The organism is Emcibacter nanhaiensis (assembly GCF_006385175.1).
GTDB lineage: Bacteria > Pseudomonadota > Alphaproteobacteria > Sphingomonadales > Emcibacteraceae > Emcibacter > Emcibacter nanhaiensis.
In genome coordinates, this window is record NZ_VFIY01000018.1 from 747,228 (window position 1) to 765,004 (window position 17,777).

The 17,777-nt window shown below is 54.0% G+C and carries 13 protein-coding genes; 5 read left to right on the forward strand and 8 right to left on the reverse strand.

Annotated features, from left to right (window positions below):
• Positions 1–69 precede the first annotated feature (69 nt).
• Positions 70–2,592: a TonB-dependent receptor gene (locus FIV46_RS17675; protein ID WP_219846184.1), complete on the reverse strand. Its 2,523-nt coding sequence runs from the start codon at positions 2,590–2,592 to the stop codon at positions 70–72.
• A 426-nt stretch (positions 2,593–3,018) separates the two neighbouring features.
• On the opposite strand from FIV46_RS17675, the gene FIV46_RS17680 reads away from it, so the two are divergent.
• Positions 3,019–3,798: an IclR family transcriptional regulator gene (locus FIV46_RS17680; RefSeq protein WP_219846185.1), complete on the forward strand. Its 780-nt coding sequence runs from the start codon at positions 3,019–3,021 to the stop codon at positions 3,796–3,798.
• Between the two features lie 124 nt (positions 3,799–3,922).
• Here the strand turns inward: FIV46_RS17680 and FIV46_RS17685 are convergent, their stop codons facing one another.
• Genes FIV46_RS17685 through FIV46_RS17695 form a run of 3 tightly spaced genes read right to left on the reverse strand, consistent with a single transcriptional unit; the run spans position 3,923 to position 8,480 of the window.
• On the reverse strand, positions 3,923–6,358 hold the full coding sequence (locus FIV46_RS17685; protein WP_139942241.1) for an ABC transporter permease: 2,436 nt from the start codon (positions 6,356–6,358) through the stop codon (positions 3,923–3,925).
• 33 nt (positions 6,359–6,391) lie between these two features.
• On the reverse strand, positions 6,392–7,075 hold the full coding sequence (locus tag FIV46_RS17690; RefSeq protein WP_139942242.1) for an ABC transporter ATP-binding protein: 684 nt from the start codon (positions 7,073–7,075) through the stop codon (positions 6,392–6,394).
• A 28-nt stretch (positions 7,076–7,103) separates the two neighbouring features.
• Positions 7,104–8,480, reverse strand: a complete 1,377-nt coding sequence (locus tag FIV46_RS17695; protein ID WP_139942243.1) for an efflux RND transporter periplasmic adaptor subunit — start codon at positions 8,478–8,480, stop codon at positions 7,104–7,106.
• Between the two features lie 187 nt (positions 8,481–8,667).
• Between FIV46_RS17695 and FIV46_RS17700 the strand changes: the two genes are divergently transcribed.
• A complete protein-coding gene (locus FIV46_RS17700) occupies positions 8,668–10,053 on the forward strand; it encodes a sigma-54-dependent transcriptional regulator (protein ID WP_139942244.1) in 1,386 nt (461 codons plus the stop codon).
• Positions 10,043–11,416: a sensor histidine kinase gene (locus tag FIV46_RS17705; RefSeq protein ID WP_139942245.1), complete on the forward strand. Its 1,374-nt coding sequence runs from the start codon at positions 10,043–10,045 to the stop codon at positions 11,414–11,416. The genes FIV46_RS17700 and FIV46_RS17705 overlap by 11 nt, the downstream gene beginning before the upstream one ends.
• On the opposite strand, the gene FIV46_RS17710 is transcribed toward FIV46_RS17705, so the two are convergent.
• The 3 genes from FIV46_RS17710 to FIV46_RS17720 all read right to left on the reverse strand — a co-directional run bounded on the left by FIV46_RS17710 (position 11,413) and on the right by FIV46_RS17720 (position 14,508).
• Positions 11,413–11,823 carry a gamma-glutamylcyclotransferase family protein gene (locus FIV46_RS17710; protein ID WP_139942246.1) on the reverse strand — a complete coding sequence of 137 codons (411 nt, stop codon included), beginning with the start codon at positions 11,821–11,823 and terminating at the stop codon, positions 11,413–11,415. The genes FIV46_RS17705 and FIV46_RS17710 overlap by 4 nt on opposite strands.
• A 14-nt stretch (positions 11,824–11,837) precedes the next feature.
• Entirely contained in the window at positions 11,838–14,009 is a 2,172-nt protein-coding gene (locus FIV46_RS17715) for an OsmC domain/YcaO domain-containing protein (RefSeq protein ID WP_139942247.1), read from the reverse strand.
• 283 nt (positions 14,010–14,292) lie between these two features.
• Complete coding sequence (locus tag FIV46_RS17720; RefSeq protein WP_139942248.1) at positions 14,293–14,508, reverse strand: hypothetical protein; 216 nt, start codon at positions 14,506–14,508, stop codon at positions 14,293–14,295.
• Between the two features lie 349 nt (positions 14,509–14,857).
• Between FIV46_RS17720 and FIV46_RS17725 the strand changes: the two genes are divergently transcribed.
• On the forward strand, positions 14,858–15,175 hold the full coding sequence (locus FIV46_RS17725; protein ID WP_139942249.1) for an amidohydrolase family protein: 318 nt from the start codon (positions 14,858–14,860) through the stop codon (positions 15,173–15,175).
• A 454-nt stretch (positions 15,176–15,629) separates the two neighbouring features.
• Here the strand turns inward: FIV46_RS17725 and FIV46_RS17730 are convergent, their stop codons facing one another.
• Positions 15,630–16,325, reverse strand: coding sequence for a GntR family transcriptional regulator (locus FIV46_RS17730; protein WP_139942250.1), 696 nt, complete (start codon positions 16,323–16,325; stop codon positions 15,630–15,632).
• A gap of 479 nt (positions 16,326–16,804) precedes the next feature.
• Here FIV46_RS17730 and FIV46_RS17735 point away from each other — a divergent pair, with 479 nt between their 5' ends.
• Positions 16,805–17,776 (forward strand): N-acetyltransferase DgcN family protein, encoded by a 972-nt coding sequence (locus tag FIV46_RS17735; RefSeq protein WP_219846186.1) that lies wholly within the window; start codon positions 16,805–16,807, stop codon positions 17,774–17,776.
• The last annotated feature ends 1 nt before the right edge of the window (position 17,777 follow it).

Consider the following 17,777-nt stretch of genomic DNA (forward strand, 5'->3'; position numbering starts at 1 on the left):
AGCAATGATAGATTTTTATTTTTAATGATGAGAAGCGAGGGGAAAATTCCCCTCGCTTCTTTAGTTGGATCAGAAGTTCCGTTTGACAGTCAGCGCCCAGGTGCGCGGCAGACCCGGCGCACCGGAAATTGTCTGCGGGCTGGCGTACTGCTCATACAGGGACGTGAAGTAATATTTGTCGAACAGGTTTCTTACTTCGAGAGCAACCTGCCAGTCTTCTTCAGCATCCCTCCAGGTAAAGCGGAGATTACCGAGGAAATAACCGTCGATCTTGTTGCTGGCCACAAGATTATCCAGTCCAAGTTCCGGATTGTTTGCGGGCACGACAACATTATCAACGTTAATGGCCTCGGTGTAGACTTTGGACTGATATGTCCCGTCAAACCGGGCAGACAGGGACCCACCGAACACATCCTCGATATCGTACTGGACACCGAAGCTGAACGCAGTTTCAGGTGTGTAAGGTGTAATCATGTCCAGGGTCAGACCACCCAGGGCTTCTTCGGTCGCATTCAGCTCGGTGTACTGGAAATCCAGGTAGCTGAAGGAGCCGTCGATGCTCAGGGCTTCCGTCGGACGGATCGTCACTTCAAATTCCACACCCTTCACTTCGGCAGTACCGACGTTGTTGGGCTGCAGACACGGTGAAATCGGACAGGCCGCCAGGGTCAGGATGATGTCCTGATAGTCGTTATAGAAGGCGGCACCGTTCAGGCGAACTGTATTATCCAGCAGGTCTGCCTTGAACCCGATCTCGTAAGCGGTGATGTTTTCCGGATCAAACTGTTTGATCTGGTTGAACGGAGACGTGGATCCGAAGAACGGACGCGGGTTGAAGCCGCCGGCGCGATAGCCGGTCGCGACCTGACCATAAACCATGAAGTCGTCATTCAGGCGATAGTCGAGAGCGATACGCCAGTCCGTGCTGCTGCCATCAAACGGCGGCGGAGCGTCACCGTTCAGGCCGAGCAGCAGACAGTTCGGATCGTTACCGATACCGGTCGGGCCGGCAACAGGTGCACCCAGGAAGTAGGCACAGGGTGCGCTCGGCACTGTCAGATCCGGGTTGCGGCGATAGAAGACATATTCCTTGTGGTCTTCGGAATAACGGATACCGCCGGTAACGTTGAAATCATCTGTCACATGGTAGATGAAGTTACCGAATACCGCCTTGTTGGTGGCCGGGGTCGGATCGGGACCGTGAATGAAATCAATACCGGCGTAGTTCAGATCCACACGGGCGTTGAGCGAACCGTCACGATCGAAGTAGAAACCGCCAACCGTCAGTTCCAGGGCATCATCCATAAGGGCAGCGTTCAAACGCAATTCCTGGCTCCACTGGGTGTTGTCCAGGCGTTGACGCAGTTGCTGGTTGGCCAGCGGGCTGTTGTCCACATCCTGGGTCCAGTCGGACTGGAATTCGCGCCATGCGGTGATGGACGTCAGCTGCAGGTTGTCGGAAATATCATAGACGATATTGGCGACAATACCATAGTTGTCCAGATAACTGTGCGGGTCCAGCGCCAGAGGTTTATACGGCGACTGGCTGGTGGCCGGAGTCTGGTCCAGGAAGGTGCCGTAACTGACATAACGTCCGTCATAGCCGGTCAGTGTATCACAGGAATTTACCCCATTGGGCACCATGTTACATCCGAGCGGAATGACGCTGCCGTCAATGGTGCTCGGCAGCCACGGTTGACCGTCCGCATTGGTGCCGGGATGGTTGCCGTACAGCAACACGGATTCAATGCCTTCGGACCGTTCACGGGTATAATCGCCGGCGATATTGATCTCCAGCTTTTCAGACGGTGTCCAGCGCAGGGCGATACGGCCGCCGACATAGGATTTTCCACCCAGGGTGCCCAGCACAGGGTCTGCGCCCTGCCCCATGACCGGCACACCGGAGCCGGGGTGTGTCTGGCCATAGTCGAGGCGTTTCACATGACCGTCGGCACTTTTGGAGACGGCAGAGACGCGGGCAAACAGATCGTCACTGATCGCAAAATCGAACATGCCGCGCGTTTCAATCCGGTCAAAGGATCCGTAAGTCACCTGCAGGTAACCGCTGCCGTCGCCCTGGGGCTTGGCAGAGAACAGCTTGATGGCGCCGCCGATGGCGTTGCGACCGGACAGGGTGCCCTGCGGGCCGCGCAGGACTTCGACCCGGTCAAGGTCCATCAGGTCCATCAGGGAGCCGGTCAGGGACGGAATGTAGACATCGTCTACATAAATGGCCACCCCGGGCTCAAGAGCATAGTTAAAGTCGGTTTGTCCGACCCCGCGGATAAAGGCAATCATACCGGAACCGTTTTGCTGGCCCTGCGGGGTAAGTGTTACGTTCGGGGCCTGTGCGGCCACTTCATGGATGCTGGTCTGACTGCGTGCTTCCATCATATCCGAATTGACGGCAGTAATGGCCAGCGGCGTATCCTGAAGATTCTGTTCACGGAACTGGGCCGTAACCACAATCTCCTCCAGCATCATGGTGCCCTCTTCCTGGGCCTCCTGTGCTACGGCGGGGGGCGCTGCCAGCATAACGCCGACAATTCCTGCCCATCCGAGCATTGCTGACATGAATTTATTCATAGACATATGTCCTCCCTAGATTGTTCAGCAATTCAACAATTATGCGGGAAGGATCTCTTGAACAGGACGACACGGCCAAGAGCACAACGCCCCGGGCAACATGTCCGCAATCTCTCCCACATCAGTATGGTCTCCCATGCGTCCGGGTGTTGCCCGGACCTTCATCATTTTGATATTTCTTGCTGCAACATAAAATATCATATATATGAATATTTCAAGAATACGAATTTTGCAAGAAAAGATTAGGGTAGCATACAAACTTTATTTCATAAAGGGGGGCTGGTTTTAGTGGAAAATTTCATGCGCTCTATGGGGGTCGCAGCTAAATGGCCATTTTTGTCCTTCTGGTGTCAGGGCCCTCAATTGAATTTAAATTAACGTCGAGAACAATGGATTTTTTCTCAAAATCCTGTTAGATCGCTGGATTTGAACATGGGATCAAACCAACAGAGCGAGCGGATTCACGGTACGCAAAAGACCAGTACGACAGTAAAGTCGGCGATGCGTACGCTGGATATTATCGAATTCATTGTGGCCCGGAATAGCCCGTCGGTCGCACAGGAGATCGCCAGTGCATTGAATATTCCGGTCAGCAGTCTTTCCTATTTGCTCAGTACTCTGGTGGAACGCGGCTATCTGATCCGCGAGGGAAGAAGCTACAGTCCCGGTCCCGGCCTCGAGCGCCTGCAGGCCCCGAACAAGAATTTCACCCTGGTCGACCGGATTGCCCCGCTTGTACGCATGCTGCGCGTCGAACTAAATGAGACCACCTCTTTTTTCGTCAGGCGCGGCTGGCAGATCGAGTCTCTGATTACGGAATTAAGCGACCATGCCCTCAGATATGCCGTGCAGGCAGGCTCACTGCTTCCGATGCACAGCATCTCCTCGGGAAAGGCTCTTTTGGCCAGTCTGCCCGATGACGAACTGGACCTCTATTTCAGGGAAGTGCCGCGCGAAGCCATGACGGAAAATACCGCCGTCTCAGAAGCAAGACTGCGCGCAGAAATAGAGGAGATTCGACGCACCGGCATTGCCTATACAAAGGAAGAACATACCCCGGGGATCTTTGGCCTGGGCCGGGCTATTCACCTCAACGGCCAGGTGTGCGGGGCCATCAGCGTCGCCATTCCCCAGGTGCGCTATAACGCCACCATTGAACAAAAGGCCATAGAAATGCTCAATCGGACGGTGGAACTGCTTAATATCGGCTGAACAGTGCCGACGACGGTGCGCCGATAAGCTTTCCGCCGCCCCAGTCTCCCGGCTAAACAAAACGCCCCATCCGGGGACGGGGCGTTTATCTACAGGCGGACCTTTGCAGATCCTTTTTCCAGGACTATTCGTAGCGCAAAGCCTTGGCAGGGTTTGCCCTTGCCACCCGAATGGCATGGATCGACACAATAACCCAGGAGAAGATCACGGCGACCAGCCCGGCCATCAGGATGATCCCCACCGGCAGGTCAATGCGGTCGGCAAAGAAGTTCAGATAAAAACCCGACGCCCAGTAGGACAGGGGCAACGCCACCAGCAAGGCCCAGACCACCGGCCTGGAGAACTGCCAGACCAGGAGGGTGACGATCTGGCGGATACTTGCCCCCAGCACCTTACGGATACCGATTTCCTTGGTCCGCTGTGTAGCCATAAAGGCGGCCAGACCGAACAGGCCGAACATGGCAAGCATCAATGCGACGATGGCAAAGCCGGCCAGGGCGGCATTCAGCCCCTGATAGATGGAATAGACATCCCGGAAAATCTCGTCCACGAACTGGGTCTGGATCGGATAGTCAGGCAGGACGCGCTTCCAGGCGGCTTCGATATCGCGCAGCGTAGCCGGGATATTACCAGCTTTCATGCGGACAGAGCCAATTCTCAGCTCATCTTCCACATGGCGGAAGACAATCGGTTTGATCGCATTATGCAGACCGAGGAAATTCTGGTCCGGCACCACGCCGACAATCACACAGGCATAGGGTATTCCGTCGCTGTCCGGACCCCGATAGCGGTAAAAGCTTTTTCCGATGGCATCCTGAGCTGATGAAAATCCCAGTTTCTTCAGAGCCAACTCATTAACCACCACATTAAGCATTTCAGTGTCTTCAACATAGGTGTCATTGGCGACCTCGCGCGACAGGGCGCGGCCGGTGAGCAGGGGAATATCATAGACGTCAAAAAATTCCGGAGTGATCGAGATGATATTCATGCCCAGCTTTGTCGCCTCGTCTCCACGAACCGGTGTAAACTCGCTTCCGGAGTTATTCTGTTCAAAAGGCACCTGGTTGGAGAACGCGACCTCTTCCACCCCGGGAATTTTATTGAGTTCGGTGCGCAGCGTATCCAGCTGAGAGCGAATATCGTCCACCTGCAGGCGCTGCAGGGCCAAAACCTGATCCTTGGGATAGATGTGACTGCCCTCCTCCACCTTTTTGTTCTGGAAGAAGATCACAGCCACCAGCGCCAGCATGAAGATGGAAATGGCAAACTGTGTGCCGATCATCAAGCTGCGGAAAAAGGTTCCTTTGGCCCCCTTGCCCATGGTATTGCGCAGGGCATCGACCGGACTGGTCCGGGTGATCACATAGGCAGGATAGGCGCCCGCCAGAAGGCCGACCAGAACCGTGGTCAGCACCAACCAGGGCAGGATGGACAGATAATGAAGACCCATCACCTTGCCGAGGCTGTCGTTGAACAGGGGAATTACCATCTCCAGAAGAGCAAGGGCGACCAGCATGGCCAGCGAGGCAATGGTCAGGCTTTCCACCAGGAACTGCACCAATAGCTGTCGCAGGGTGGCCCCCATGGTTTTCCGGAGCCCCACTTCCCGGACGCGGCCCATGGACTGGGCGGTGGCCAGATTGGTATAGTTGACACAGGCAACAATCAAAACCATGAAGCCGAGCAGCTGGATGGCTTGGATCGCCGGCATGCCGACCATGTCCCAGATCACCGTATTCATTTTTGCAAGCGGCCGGACAGCCAGGCTAACGATGAATTTTTTTGTGTCCTCACTGGCATGGCGCTGATAGAGCTCCTGAACCTGGGCATCCAGCCAGTCACGGGACAGGTTTTGCGGCAGCAGTACAAAGGTATCGTCTCCGCCGGAAAGGTTATTCCAGTTCCCCTCGAGGTCATATCCGGAAAGCTTGTTGAGGGCTTTGATCGGCGCCATTACCTCGAACTTTGAATCGTCCATTAAAGAAGCATTGAAGTGACTGTTCGCGGGCAGGTCCCTGACCACGGCGGTCACATGCAGGTCAACATTATGATCGAAACTGATCACCCGGTTCAGTACATCTGTCGTACCGAAATATTTCATGGCCATGGACTCCGTGAGCAACAGGCCGTTCGGGTCCTCGAGCGCTGTTTCGTCTCCCGCGATATAATCAAGGGTGAAGATTTTCAAAAAATCAGGATCCGTGAAGCGGACCACCTGATAATAGCTGTCCTGGTCTATGGACATAAGATACTGCCGGCGCAACGTGCGGGCCACTGCTTTGACGTCCGTCAGTTCCGCCTTGATAAGGGGGCCGATGGCAGAATAGATCCCTGTGGTCTGGCTCACCCCGATGTCTGCAGTCGGCGAGACGACGCTGCCCAGAGCAAAAATCTTGTCGGAGTTGGCAAAAAACTTGTCGTGGCTGTTTTCGTAATCCGCCAGCACACTGCCAAACAGATAGATTGCCATGCCGAGTGCAAGGCCGCCGATGTTAATGGCGCTATAGAGTTTGTTGCGCATCAGGTTGCGCAGGGCGATGATGATATAATTCTTGAGCATGACAATTCCTCTCTATCAGGCGAGACCAGACCTTCAGGATGCTTCGCGGAACATTTCAGTGACAACCTGGCCGTCAAACAGGTTGACGGTGCGGCGGGCATAGTCGGCATGGGCCGGACTGTGGGTCACCATGATGATGGTCGAGCCTTCCTCGTTCAGCTGTTTCAGCATCTCCATCACTTCTTCGCCGTGGGCGCTGTCCAGGTTTCCAGTCGGCTCGTCAGCCAGGATCAGGGCCGGCTGGGTCACCAGCGCGCGGGCCACGGCGACCCTTTGCTGCTGACCGCCGGACAACTGGCTGGGGCGATGCTTGGCGCGGTGGGCGATGCCGACCCGATCCAACACTTCGGCAACCCGTTCCTTGCGTTCCTTGGACGGCACATTGTTGTAAAGCAGGGCCAGTTCCACATTTTCCGACACCGTCAGTTCATCAATCAGGTTGAAGGACTGGAAGATGAAGCCGATGTTTTTCTTGCGCACGGCAGCCAGCTGGTTCTCGGAGGCCCCAACCACGTCTTCGCCGAGAAAACGGTAGCTTCCGGAGCTTGCGCCATCGAGCATGCCGATGATGTTGAGCAGCGTTGACTTGCCGCAGCCCGACGGCCCCATGATGGCGACAAATTCGCCTGTCTCGATCTCAATATTGATATTATCCAGGGCAACGGTTTCCACGTCTTCGGTGCGATAAACTTTGGAGAGATTGTGTATTTTCAGCATCTTCTGTTTCCTTGTTTTATGTCTGCGTTCAGTTTTCTGTAGAGCCGTCCAGATCGAGGCGGTCCATTTCCAGAAAATTGGTGTAGGGAGAGGTGATGACTTTCTCGCCGGGTTCGAGCCCGTCCAGAACCTCAATCACCCGGGTGTTGCGCCGGCCCAGCCGCACGTCGCGGCGGACCGCGACATCACCGGCCGGGTTGACCACGAAAATCCAGGCGCCGCCGGTGTCGGAATAAAAGCTGCCGTTGGGAATAACGACAGCCTTGTCGGTGTCGCCCAGGTAAAGTTTGGTTTGGATGGTCTGGCCGCGACGGATATTCTGCGGCCGGTCACCGGCAAAGATCATATCGACCTCGAACTGGCCGTTGCGCACCCGGGGATAGACTTTCTGGATCGTCAGGCTGTATTCCCGGCCGCCGACCTCGATAAGGGCGCGCTGGCCGATATCCACCCGGCCCAGATAAAATTCATCAATCTGGGTATTCAGTTTGAAATGTTCAGGATCGTCAATCTGGCCGAGACGCTCGCCGCGGGCGACACTCTGGCCGATTTCCGCATTCAGAGCGGTAAGCTTGCCCGCAACCGGCGCCCGCACCAGCAGGTTCTCCAGATTCTTGCGGGCAATCACCAGGTTCTTTTCCAGCTGTTCGGTGGACGCGGTGAGCTGTTTCATCTGTTGCTTCTGCAACCGTTCATCGGAGGCCTGGCTTTCCAGCGTGACTTGCCGGCGCTTTTGATAATACTCCAGTTCGTCCTGGGTATTTTCATATTCGGCTTGGGACACATTGCCTTTTTTGACCAGTTCCTGCCGGCGGTCCAGTTGCCGGGTCAGCCGGGTAATCTGGTAATCAATTTCCACCAGGTTCCGTTTATGCTCGAGACGGTTTTGTTCCAGCGACAATTCAATGGTGCGGAGATTATTGAGCTGTTCGGTAACCTCCGCTTCGCGGGAAATCACATCCAGCTGCAGGGCGGTATTGGAGAGTTCCACCAGCGGCTGCTCCTGTTCCACCCGGGCGCCGTCTTCCACAAATATCTTTTCCACCCGGCCCCCTTCGATGGAGTCCAGGAAGACAGTCCGGGCCGGGATAACCCGGCTGCGGACGGGAATGAAGTCTTCAAAATTTCCCCGCACCACTTCGGCGACCGCGACCCGGCTGCCGTCAATCCGGTAGCTGCGTCCACTCGAAGAGTAAAGAAAGTAAAATGCCAGCGCACAAAGGAGGACGAAAGCGGCAATAGATAGGTTGCGACGGGTAAACGGCGTCTTTTTGCGCTCGATCCGTCGATCCATCCCGCTGCCCGACTTCTGTCCTCCTGTTCCCCCCTTGGTCCGGGTGGCAGACGGGCCCGCGTCCGACAGGTCGACGACTTTTTGTGTTTTCTTTTGGTCCGGTTGTTCCATCTTAAATATCCCACATTCAATTTCCCTGTTGTAATAAGCAACAAGCATGCCAAACTTTTTATTATTAAAAATCAACAGGTTATGAATTTCCCCTGGAGAGGAAGGGAAAATATCTGTACAAATCCGGACACCAGATGTACGGTTTCGGACAGTTGGCCAAACACTAATGTCGAGGGGAAATTCCGGAATGTCCGAAAAGGAAGGCCGGATACTGGTAGTAGATGACGATCAGGATGTCCTGACCGCGGCCCGACTTCTCCTGAAAAGATCTTTCGCGGTCATCGCGACCGCAAATCGTCCGGATGCCATACCTGACATGTTGAGCCAGAATAGCTTTGACGCGGTTCTGCTGGATATGAATTTTTCCCTGGGTGACAATCGTGGCGAGGAAGGACTGCGCTGGATTGATGAAATCCTGTCCCTGGATCCGCATCTTGTCGTCATTGTCATTACCGCCCATGGCGGCATCGAACTTGCCGTGGAAGCGATGAAGCGGGGTGCTACCGATTTCATCATGAAGCCCTGGCAGAATGAAAAGCTGGTCTCAACCCTGAAAACGGCCGTCAGCCTGTCACGGTCCCGAAGCGAAGCAGACGCCTACCGCGGCCGGGCAAAGGAGCTGGAAAAGAGCATTCATGCCGATGAGGTCATGATCGGCGAGTCTCCGGCCATGCAGCAGCTGCGGGACATGATCCACAGGGCCGCGCCGACCGACGCCAATATCATGATCCTGGGGGAAAACGGATCCGGCAAGGAACTTGTGGCTCGGGAGATCCATCGCCACTCCCTGCGTTCGGGCAATGTCTTCCTGTCCGTGGACCTGGGCGCCATCAGCGACAATCTGTTCGAGAGCGAGCTGTTCGGCCACAAAAAGGGCGCCTTCACCGATGCCCGCGAAGACCGCATCGGCCGGATGCAGGCGGCAAACGGCGGCACCCTGTTCCTCGATGAAATCGGCAACCTGTCCCTCGCCCTGCAAACCAAGCTGCTCACCGTGCTCGAACGCCGCCAGGTCACCCCGGTCGGCAGCAACCGGCCGGTGGATATTGATGTGCGGCTGATCAGCGCCACAAACATGCCGCCTTCCGAACTGGCGCAGGAAAGTAAATTCAGGCCGGATTTGCGCTATCGGCTGAATACGGTGGAGATCAACGTGCCGCCGCTCAGGAACAGGACCGAGGACATCCCCCTGCTGGTGGATCATTTTGTCCGGATCTATTCACAGAAATACGGCAAGGGAAAACGGCGGCTTGACCGGGCAACACTGGATGCGCTCTGCGCCTATGACTGGCCCGGCAACGTGCGCGAGCTGCGCCACGCCATCGAACGGGCCGTGATCCTGGCCCCCGAAGAGGAATTCAGGCCCGGGGATTTTGCCCTTTCCGCAACGGCTCCCGCCCCCAGGCAGTCGGTACAGGAGGAACTTCCCACTAACCTTAATCTCGAGGAAGTGGAAAAAGCCACCCTGGAGCGGGCCCTGAGACTGCACAAGGGGAATATTTCCCACGCGGCAAAGGAACTGGGCATTACCCGCGCGTCCCTGTACCGGAGGATGGAAAAGCATGGGCTTTAGCAACAGCTTGTCGGCACTGAACATCCTGCTGCGCCTGCTCGCCATCCTGGTCACCTGCCTGCTTGCTTTTTATGCCCTCCGGGACGGCGGCTATTACGTCCTCGCCTTGTTGCTGGCGGCTTTCGCCGTGGCGCAACTGGTCGCCCTGATGCGAAAACTGTCGGCAACAGACCGGGAGCTGACCAGATTCCTGGATGCGGTGAAATATTCCGACTTCTCGCAGAAGTTTTCGAAAAAAGGGCAAAACAGATCCCAGAGGGAACTGGCCAATGCGTTTGATGAGGTAATCGACAAATTCAAGGCGACACGATCGCAGAAGGAACAGCAGACAAGATACCTCAACGCCCTGGTGGATCACATTCCGGTTGCCCTGCTGTCGGTCGGCAAAGACGGCCAGGCCACCCTGGTCAACAATGCGGCCAAGCGGCTGTTCGGCCTTGGGCATATTTCGCACATTACTCAGTTAAAGGCATTCGGTCCGGGGCTGGCGAAAGAGCTCTCCTCGCTGCGGGCCGGAAAGAAACGGATTATCCGCATTATTGTTGACGACGTCGAAGTAAAACTGTTCCTGTCCACAACGGAGATCGTGACCGGCGGAAAAACGCAGTTCCTGGTCTCCCTGCAGAACATCCAGAGCGAATTGGACACCACCCAGCTGGAAGCCTGGCAGGACCTTGTCCACGTCCTGACGCACGAACTGATGAACAGCCTGACACCGGTCGCCTCGCTGGCCGGCACCATGAACAGCGTGATGGAGGAATTGTGCCGCAAGGCAGAAAGCGAGGAGCTCTCGGAAGACTTCCGCGAATTACTGGAGGACGCCTGTGACGGCATTGCCGCCATTTCCCGCCGCAGCGACCGGCTGAGCGGTTTTGTGTCCAGCTATCGCAAAATGACAAAACTGCCGCCGCCGCAGCCAGAGAAATTGCCGCTCAGGACTGTTCTGGAGAACATCCGGACACTTTTCGCCTCGACCGCGGAAAATGAAGGCCTTGGCGTCGAGGTGGAGGTCAGCCCGGACAGCCTGACCGTCTATGCGGATCCTCAACTGCTGGACCAGGCGCTCATCAACCTGGTGAAAAATGCCGCAGAGGCGACCAGGGGACAACAGGCCCGGCTGGTCCGTCTAAAAGGCGGCCTCGATAAATCCGGCTCCATCATCATTGAAGTTGCCGACAATGGTCCCGGCATCAATCCCCAGTCCGCCCAGCAGATTTTCGTGCCCTTCTATACAACCCGGCCGGAGGGCACCGGAATCGGGCTCAGTCTCGCCCGGCAGGTCATGGTTGCCCATCGCGGCAGCATAAATTTCTTTGCCAATGAAACCGGCGGCACCACTTTCCGCCTGTCCCTTCCGGTCTAGTCCCGCTTCGCCTGCCCGATCTGATCGAGGTAAGACTCCGGGAAACCCAGCCTGGTGGCGACCTCCAACAGCGCGGCTGCATAATCCCTGTTGGCGCCGGTGACTTTATCGCGGGGCAGATTGTAACAGGTGGCCTCCACCTCAGTGCCGTCCATCAGGATAACCTTCACCGGCTCCGGTATATAGTCGGCAACGCTGTCCTCGGCGTAGAGTTGGGTAGCTTCGTCCGGCGTGATCTCCATCACCACCCCGTAGGCCCGGCCGCCCGGCTGGCGCAGCAATGTCGCCCGCGCGCCGATGCGCAAGGCAAACCCGTCCACATAGCCGACCTTTGCCCCGGAAGGCCTTATGCCTTTCGCAATCAGCAATTTCTCGTCCATAAAGAGGCCATAAAAGAAAACTTTCATTTCCTGTTTCTCCTCTATTGCTGCAATCCCCGCGCCCTGTGCAGTTTTTTATAGCTTTCAATCAATTTCAGATGTTTGTCCAGCCCTTCGAGTTTCAGGCTCGTTTTTGTCAGGCCGGGGAACCTGATCTCCCCCGTCACAGCTCCCAGCACACTGTCCATGACGTCAGCGCCATACATCCGGGTGAGGTTCGCCACATAGTCGTCGACAGCCAGTTCATCAGCAATGGTAATATCAAGCACCGCGCCCATTGCCTGGTAAAATAAAACACGCTCCACGGTATTATCATTATAGTTCAGGAAATCGCTGACGAGTTCCCGCGCGTCCTCATACTGTTGCAGGGCCAGGTAAATCATGATTTTCAGTTCACCGATATCCAGCCGGCCCCATACCGTATTTTCATCAAAGACGATGCCGATCAGGTCTGATATCAGAGTATAATGGTCCAGTTCCGACTCTTCCAGACGGTCAAGCAACTCTTCAAGCTCCCCGTCCGTCAGGGAATGGATGTTGAGAATATCTTCCCGGAACATCAGCGCTTTATTGGTATTGTCCCAGATCAGGTCCTCAACCGGATAAACTTCCGAATAACCGGGCACCAGGATCCGGCAGGCCGGTGCGCCAAAGTCCGCGTAAGTCGCGACATAGACTTCTTTGCCGAGGCCCGCGAGGATCTCCATCAGGCGCTCGCTTTCCTGCTCAGTGGTGCCGCTGAAATCCCAGTCGCAAAAGTCATAGTCATGTTTCGCGCTGAAAAACTTCCAGGAGATGACGCCGGTTGAATCAATGAAATGCTCGACAAAATTATTGGGCTCGCTCACCGCATGGCTGTTAAAGGTCGGCGGCGGCACGTCATTCAGGCCTTCAAAACTCCGCCCCTGCAAGAGTTCGGTGAGGGAGCGTTCCAGCGCCACTTCAAAGCTCGGGTGGGCCCCGAAGGAGGCGAATACACCGCCCGTTTTCGGGTTCATCAGGGTCACGCACATGACCGGGAACCTGCCCCCCAGGGACGCATCCTTGACCAGAACAGGGAAGCCCTTGTTTTCCAGCTCCTCAATGCCGGCCAGAATGCCGGGGTATCTTGCCAGAACCTCTTTCGGCACATCGGGCAGGATGATCTCTTCCTCGATGATGTGCCGTTTGACGGCGCGCTCGAATATTTCCGACAGGCATTGCACCTTGGCTTCATTGAGCGTGTTGCCGGCACTCATGCCGTTGCTGACAAACAGGTTTTCGAGCAGGTTGGACGGGAAATAGACTGTTTCCTGGTCCGACTGGCGGGTGAAGGGCAAGGCGCAAATCCCGCGCTCTCGACGTCCGGAATTGGTATCAATCAGGTGGGAGGCCCTGAGCTCGCCCTCCGGATTATAGAGCTCAAGGCAGTGTTCATCCAGCAGCCCCTCCGGCAAGGCATCGTCGGCGCCGGGCTTAAACCATTTCTCATTGGGGTAATGGACAAATGCGCTGTTGGCGATCTCTTCCCCGAAATAATGATCATTATAGAAGAAATTGCAGCTCATCCGTTCGATATATTCGCCGAGCGCCGAGCAAAGCGCACTTTCCTTGGTCGCGCCTTTGCCGTTGGTAAAACACATGGGCGACGCCGCGTCGCGGATATGCAGCGACCAGACATTCGGCACAATGTTGCGCCAGGACGCCACTTCTATTTTGATGCCGAGATCGGCGAGGATCGACGTCATATTGGCAATGGTCTGCTCCAGCGGCAGGTCTTTGCCCAGGATCATCGTCTCGCCGTCGCCGCCGTAAGCTTCCAGCAACGGCTTGTCGTCCAGATTGTCTACAGGTTCAATGTTGAAATCCGGACCCTGCTGGATCACTCTTTTCACCGTACAGCGATCCGCCGACCTTAAAATCCCCAGCCGGTCACGCTCCGAGATACCGGTCGGCAATTCGACCTGGATCTGGAAGGTCTGGTTATACCGGTTTTCCGGATCGATGATATTGTTCTGCGACACCCGGATGTCCTCTGTCGGGATGTCGCGCGACAGGCAATAGACCTTGATGAAATAGGCCGCGCACAGGGCAGAGGAGGCCAGGAAATAATCAAACGGGCTTGGCGCGGTGCCATCGCCCTTATAGCGGACAGGCTGATCGGTCGTGATCGTGAAATCATCAAACTTGGCCTCAAGCCGCAGGTTGTCCAGAAAATTTACCGTGATTTCCATTTGCCTGTTCTTTCCTGTAAAGGGGACACCCGTTCCCTTTACCTGAAGTGTCCCTGGTTTTCCAGTCACCTTGCACAGTAATTATGACTCAGGGAGTTTAAATTGGTTGCGGGGGCCTGCAACTACGGGTACAGTCACCAATTATTGGCAGCTTGAATTTAACGACTACGGTTTAAATCAAGGTCAAAATTTGTACGGTAATTGTCATGACCTTTCCTCACTAAAAGAGAAAAAAGTTATATTCAGTTACCGTTACAGGTTTTCCCCATATTCACAAAAGCCATTAACAGTAATATTCAATCAAATCCGGTATATTAGTTTGACGTGCTAAATCTACGACACCCTCCTGATCAAACTCCCTATCCGCCACTTCTAGTACAAAATACTTTTCAAGCTCAGTACCAGACGTTGCCATATCTACACCTCTACCATCAAGCCCACGTTTTTTTGATTGCTCATGTAAAAGCATAAGTCCACTCTTGAGACCTTCTGGCGCCATCCGTCAATCATCCGAAAAGTATTTATAGAACCTATTAATATCCTTTCCAGACAATCTAGTCAGCCACAAATATACCCGCCATCTCACATCTTTGGATTTATCCCTAAGTTTATGTGCGTAAGATAATAAATTGCTCTGGACTGATATTACAATACTCAAAACAGCCAACTACTTCATACCTTACTTCACTCTATGGAGCAGCAAGAAGACTAAAGACATAGGGAAATATCTGCTGAGATTTGGCTCCCTGCTCTTGTGCAATATATACACGTGCATACACACTACTCCTGTTTCTTGACAAATCTATTGTGTTCCCTGGCGGGGTGATCGCTTTCGACGGTGGCACTGGATGCTGGACGGCACGGAACTTCCCCAAGATACTTGGCCGCTTCCGGAGAAAGCCTGGAGCCAACCGCGAAGTGCCGGCACTTTTTCAAAATTCCTGTGCGAATATCTGCAGGAGAAAAAGGCCGTGGCATTGCTTGAAGTCATTGAGCGCGCGAGCTACGGCCCGGCGCGTATACTGGAGGACAAAATTCCCCAGTTGAGGAAAAAAAGCCGTCTGCAGTCCGACACCGATGCGGACGTAGTGATTTTCGATCCTGAAACGATCACTGATAATGCAACTTATAGTGACCCGGCCCAGCCTTTCTCTGGCTTCGAGTAGGTCTATGTCAACGGGTGGTGTTTGTAGATTAAGGCAAGATTGATACCACCGTATTACCGGGTAGACCGGTCCGTAATTTCAAAGGCTAAATTCTTGCTGCAAAATAGCAGGTGGTTCAAGCGAAAGAGATCGACGGGCACCCTCTGCGGTTTCTTATGGGGGCGGGGTGAGTTCTTGATCTGGATTGCTATCTATAGCGGCTATCAAGATTAGCTACGGCGGTCTGGCAAAATCTTCTAGGATATTTGAGAAACTAGAAAAGTGCGGCATTCACCGTGGTGGATCCGACGATGGCCAGGGTCTCGGCCTTTCAAGCGTCAGGGAGAATATCAAACTATACGATGTCGATAGAAGCTTTTACCATGCCGAAGATCTTGGCGTTTTCATTGTTCGGGCTTTATTTTCCTGATGGTTCTGCTTTGCTTAACTCGGAATTTGAATCTTTCCATGTGGGTCAGACTTTAAGATCCTGTGTATTGAATTGTTCCTGGGAGAAGATACTGTTCAGGATACGGTCCTCCGTCTGGGTGAGGATGTCGTGCAGTACTTTGCGGGTACGCCCCGGTTCGTCATTTTTCATGACTGAAAAGGTCATTTCCATCTGTTCGCGGGAATAGAAAAAGGACTTGTTGATCTTGGTGTAAAGCCAATAAATACGCATGGCTGTATCTTCAAGTTGTTCTATCCAGTCGATGACTAAGGGATAGCTCGTCTTTTCCACTGCGAGCAAGTTAAGGCATTTGTTGGTTTTTAGAACCTTTAGAGCGGTTTCATCATCTTCGATGGGAAGCATGTTTTCGATTTCTTCAGCGAGTCGGGAAAGAGCATTGAAGTCGACCTTCGGCGCTGCCAGAGAAAAGGCCTCGGGTAGAAGTATCTTGCGTAGCATGAAATTTTGTTTGATTTCCAGAAGGGTCAGCGGCGCGACCTGAGTCACCCTGGGGGAAACAGAAATAAGAAATTGCTTCGCTATCAATCGTTCAATCAGATTGCGGGAGATGGAACGGCTTATGCCGAACATATCTGCAAAGATATTTTCAGACACTTTTTGGCTGGGTGTTAGCTTCTGAGTGACGATGGCGTCCATGATCTGATGATAGGCCTCCTGTGTGTCGTCCCATCTGTCCCCGTTTCTGTAGAATTCGGTCATTGATTTCTTTCCCCGCCGATTTTCCAAGAAATAATAACGTCCGAACCGGGATTTATCAAGCTTTACAATGGCTGAAGGTGGATGTTAACTCAGTCATAATCACAAATATTGTTTACAAATAACAAAAAAGATCTACTCTTGTGCTGCTTTATTGAGCTATATTTTATATTAAAGCAGCACTATTGGCGAACTATACGTAAACAAGGAGGGATGCAGATTGTCTGTGTATCTGTGATTTTCAGCGGCGTCTTTGAGCGTCCCCAGACATCGGATGTAAATATAGAAGCCGATTTCAAGCCGCTTTTAATTTTACAGTTTGAGAAGTCGTGGCTTTGTTTTCCTTGAGGAGCCGGTTTTCTTCGAGGGTCGAGGTTGTCTATCCAGAACGAGAGCAATTTGTGAAAATAATGCAGAAATTAAACAGAATAGGGATTACACCGCCTTTTCTTGTATTTCTAGGGGCGGAAACCCGATCTGCCATGGTGAAGACAGGTCGTGGCCTTTTAGAATGGCGGCGTGAGCTATGCAGGGGGCAGCTTCGATTGAGTCAGGATGCGGTGGATCTGGGTTTGCCCGACCTGACTGCGGCCGAAGCTGTCGGACAGGGGGTTAAGTCTCTGGTGATCGGCACAGCAGGGATTGGCGGAGGGATACCTGCAGAGTGGCATGAAACACTTCTCGATGCGGTCCAGCAGGGAATGGACATCGTGGCCGGGGTTCATACCAAACTTTCCGAACTGCCTTTCCTTTGTGAAGCGGCTGAAAAATCCGGTGCCCGCCTTGTTGATATCCGGACTCCTCCGGCGTCTCTTCCGGTCGCCAGCGGCCGGAAGAGAAGTGGTAGGCGCCTGCTAACGGTAGGTACTGACTGTGCCATTGGTAAAAAATACACCGCTCTTGTCCTTGAGCGGGAGATGAAGAAAAAGGGCCTAAATGCGGATTTTCGCGCCAGTGGTCAGACCGGCATCATGATTGCCGGGCAGGGAATTCCGATCGATGCAGTCATTTCTGACTTCATAACCGGAGCAGCGGAATTACTGTCGCCTGACAATGAACCGAATCACTGGGACATTGTTGAGGGTCAGGGCGGGATATTCCACCCCGGCTACGCGGCGGTCAGTCACGGACTGCTTATCGGGTCCCAGCCGGATGCTTTTGTTGTTTGTCATGATCCTTCCCGTGACTTTATCTCCGGATGGGACGATTTCAGGCTGCCCACCATTGAGCAGGTGATTGAGCAAACCGTAGTCATTGGCTCCCTGACCAATCCTGAAATCCGATGTGTCGGGATCAGCCTCAACACTTCCAGGCTTTCCGATAGTGCCCGTCAGAAGGCGACGGAAGATATCGCGGGGCGCGTTGGACTTCCCTGTGTCGACCCCCTGAAAGAAAGCATTGATCCCATTATTGAAAAACTAATATCCGAATTTCCTGCCGCACCGTGCCGGTAAA

Coding starts and splice junctions, on each gene's coding strand:
- FIV46_RS17675 (WP_219846184.1), bottom strand. CDS start 2,592: ATGTCTATGAATAAATTCATGTCAGCAATGCTCGGATGGGCAGGAATT.
- FIV46_RS17690 (WP_139942242.1), bottom strand. CDS start 7,075: ATGCTGAAAATACACAATCTCTCCAAAGTTTATCGCACCGAAGACGTG.
- FIV46_RS17725 (WP_139942249.1), top strand. CDS start 14,858: ATGCTGGACGGCACGGAACTTCCCCAAGATACTTGGCCGCTTCCGGAG.
- FIV46_RS17735 (WP_219846186.1), top strand. CDS start 16,805: ATGGTGAAGACAGGTCGTGGCCTTTTAGAATGGCGGCGTGAGCTATGC.
- FIV46_RS17700 (WP_139942244.1), top strand. CDS start 8,668: ATGTCCGAAAAGGAAGGCCGGATACTGGTAGTAGATGACGATCAGGAT.
- FIV46_RS17680 (WP_219846185.1), top strand. CDS start 3,019: ATGGGATCAAACCAACAGAGCGAGCGGATTCACGGTACGCAAAAGACC.
- FIV46_RS17715 (WP_139942247.1), bottom strand. CDS start 14,009: ATGGAAATCACGGTAAATTTTCTGGACAACCTGCGGCTTGAGGCCAAG.
- FIV46_RS17685 (WP_139942241.1), bottom strand. CDS start 6,358: ATGCTCAAGAATTATATCATCATCGCCCTGCGCAACCTGATGCGCAAC.
- FIV46_RS17730 (WP_139942250.1), bottom strand. CDS start 16,325: ATGACCGAATTCTACAGAAACGGGGACAGATGGGACGACACACAGGAG.
- FIV46_RS17710 (WP_139942246.1), bottom strand. CDS start 11,823: ATGAAAGTTTTCTTTTATGGCCTCTTTATGGACGAGAAATTGCTGATT.
- FIV46_RS17705 (WP_139942245.1), top strand. CDS start 10,043: ATGGGCTTTAGCAACAGCTTGTCGGCACTGAACATCCTGCTGCGCCTG.
- FIV46_RS17720 (WP_139942248.1), bottom strand. CDS start 14,508: ATGGCGCCAGAAGGTCTCAAGAGTGGACTTATGCTTTTACATGAGCAA.
- FIV46_RS17695 (WP_139942243.1), bottom strand. CDS start 8,480: ATGGAACAACCGGACCAAAAGAAAACACAAAAAGTCGTCGACCTGTCG.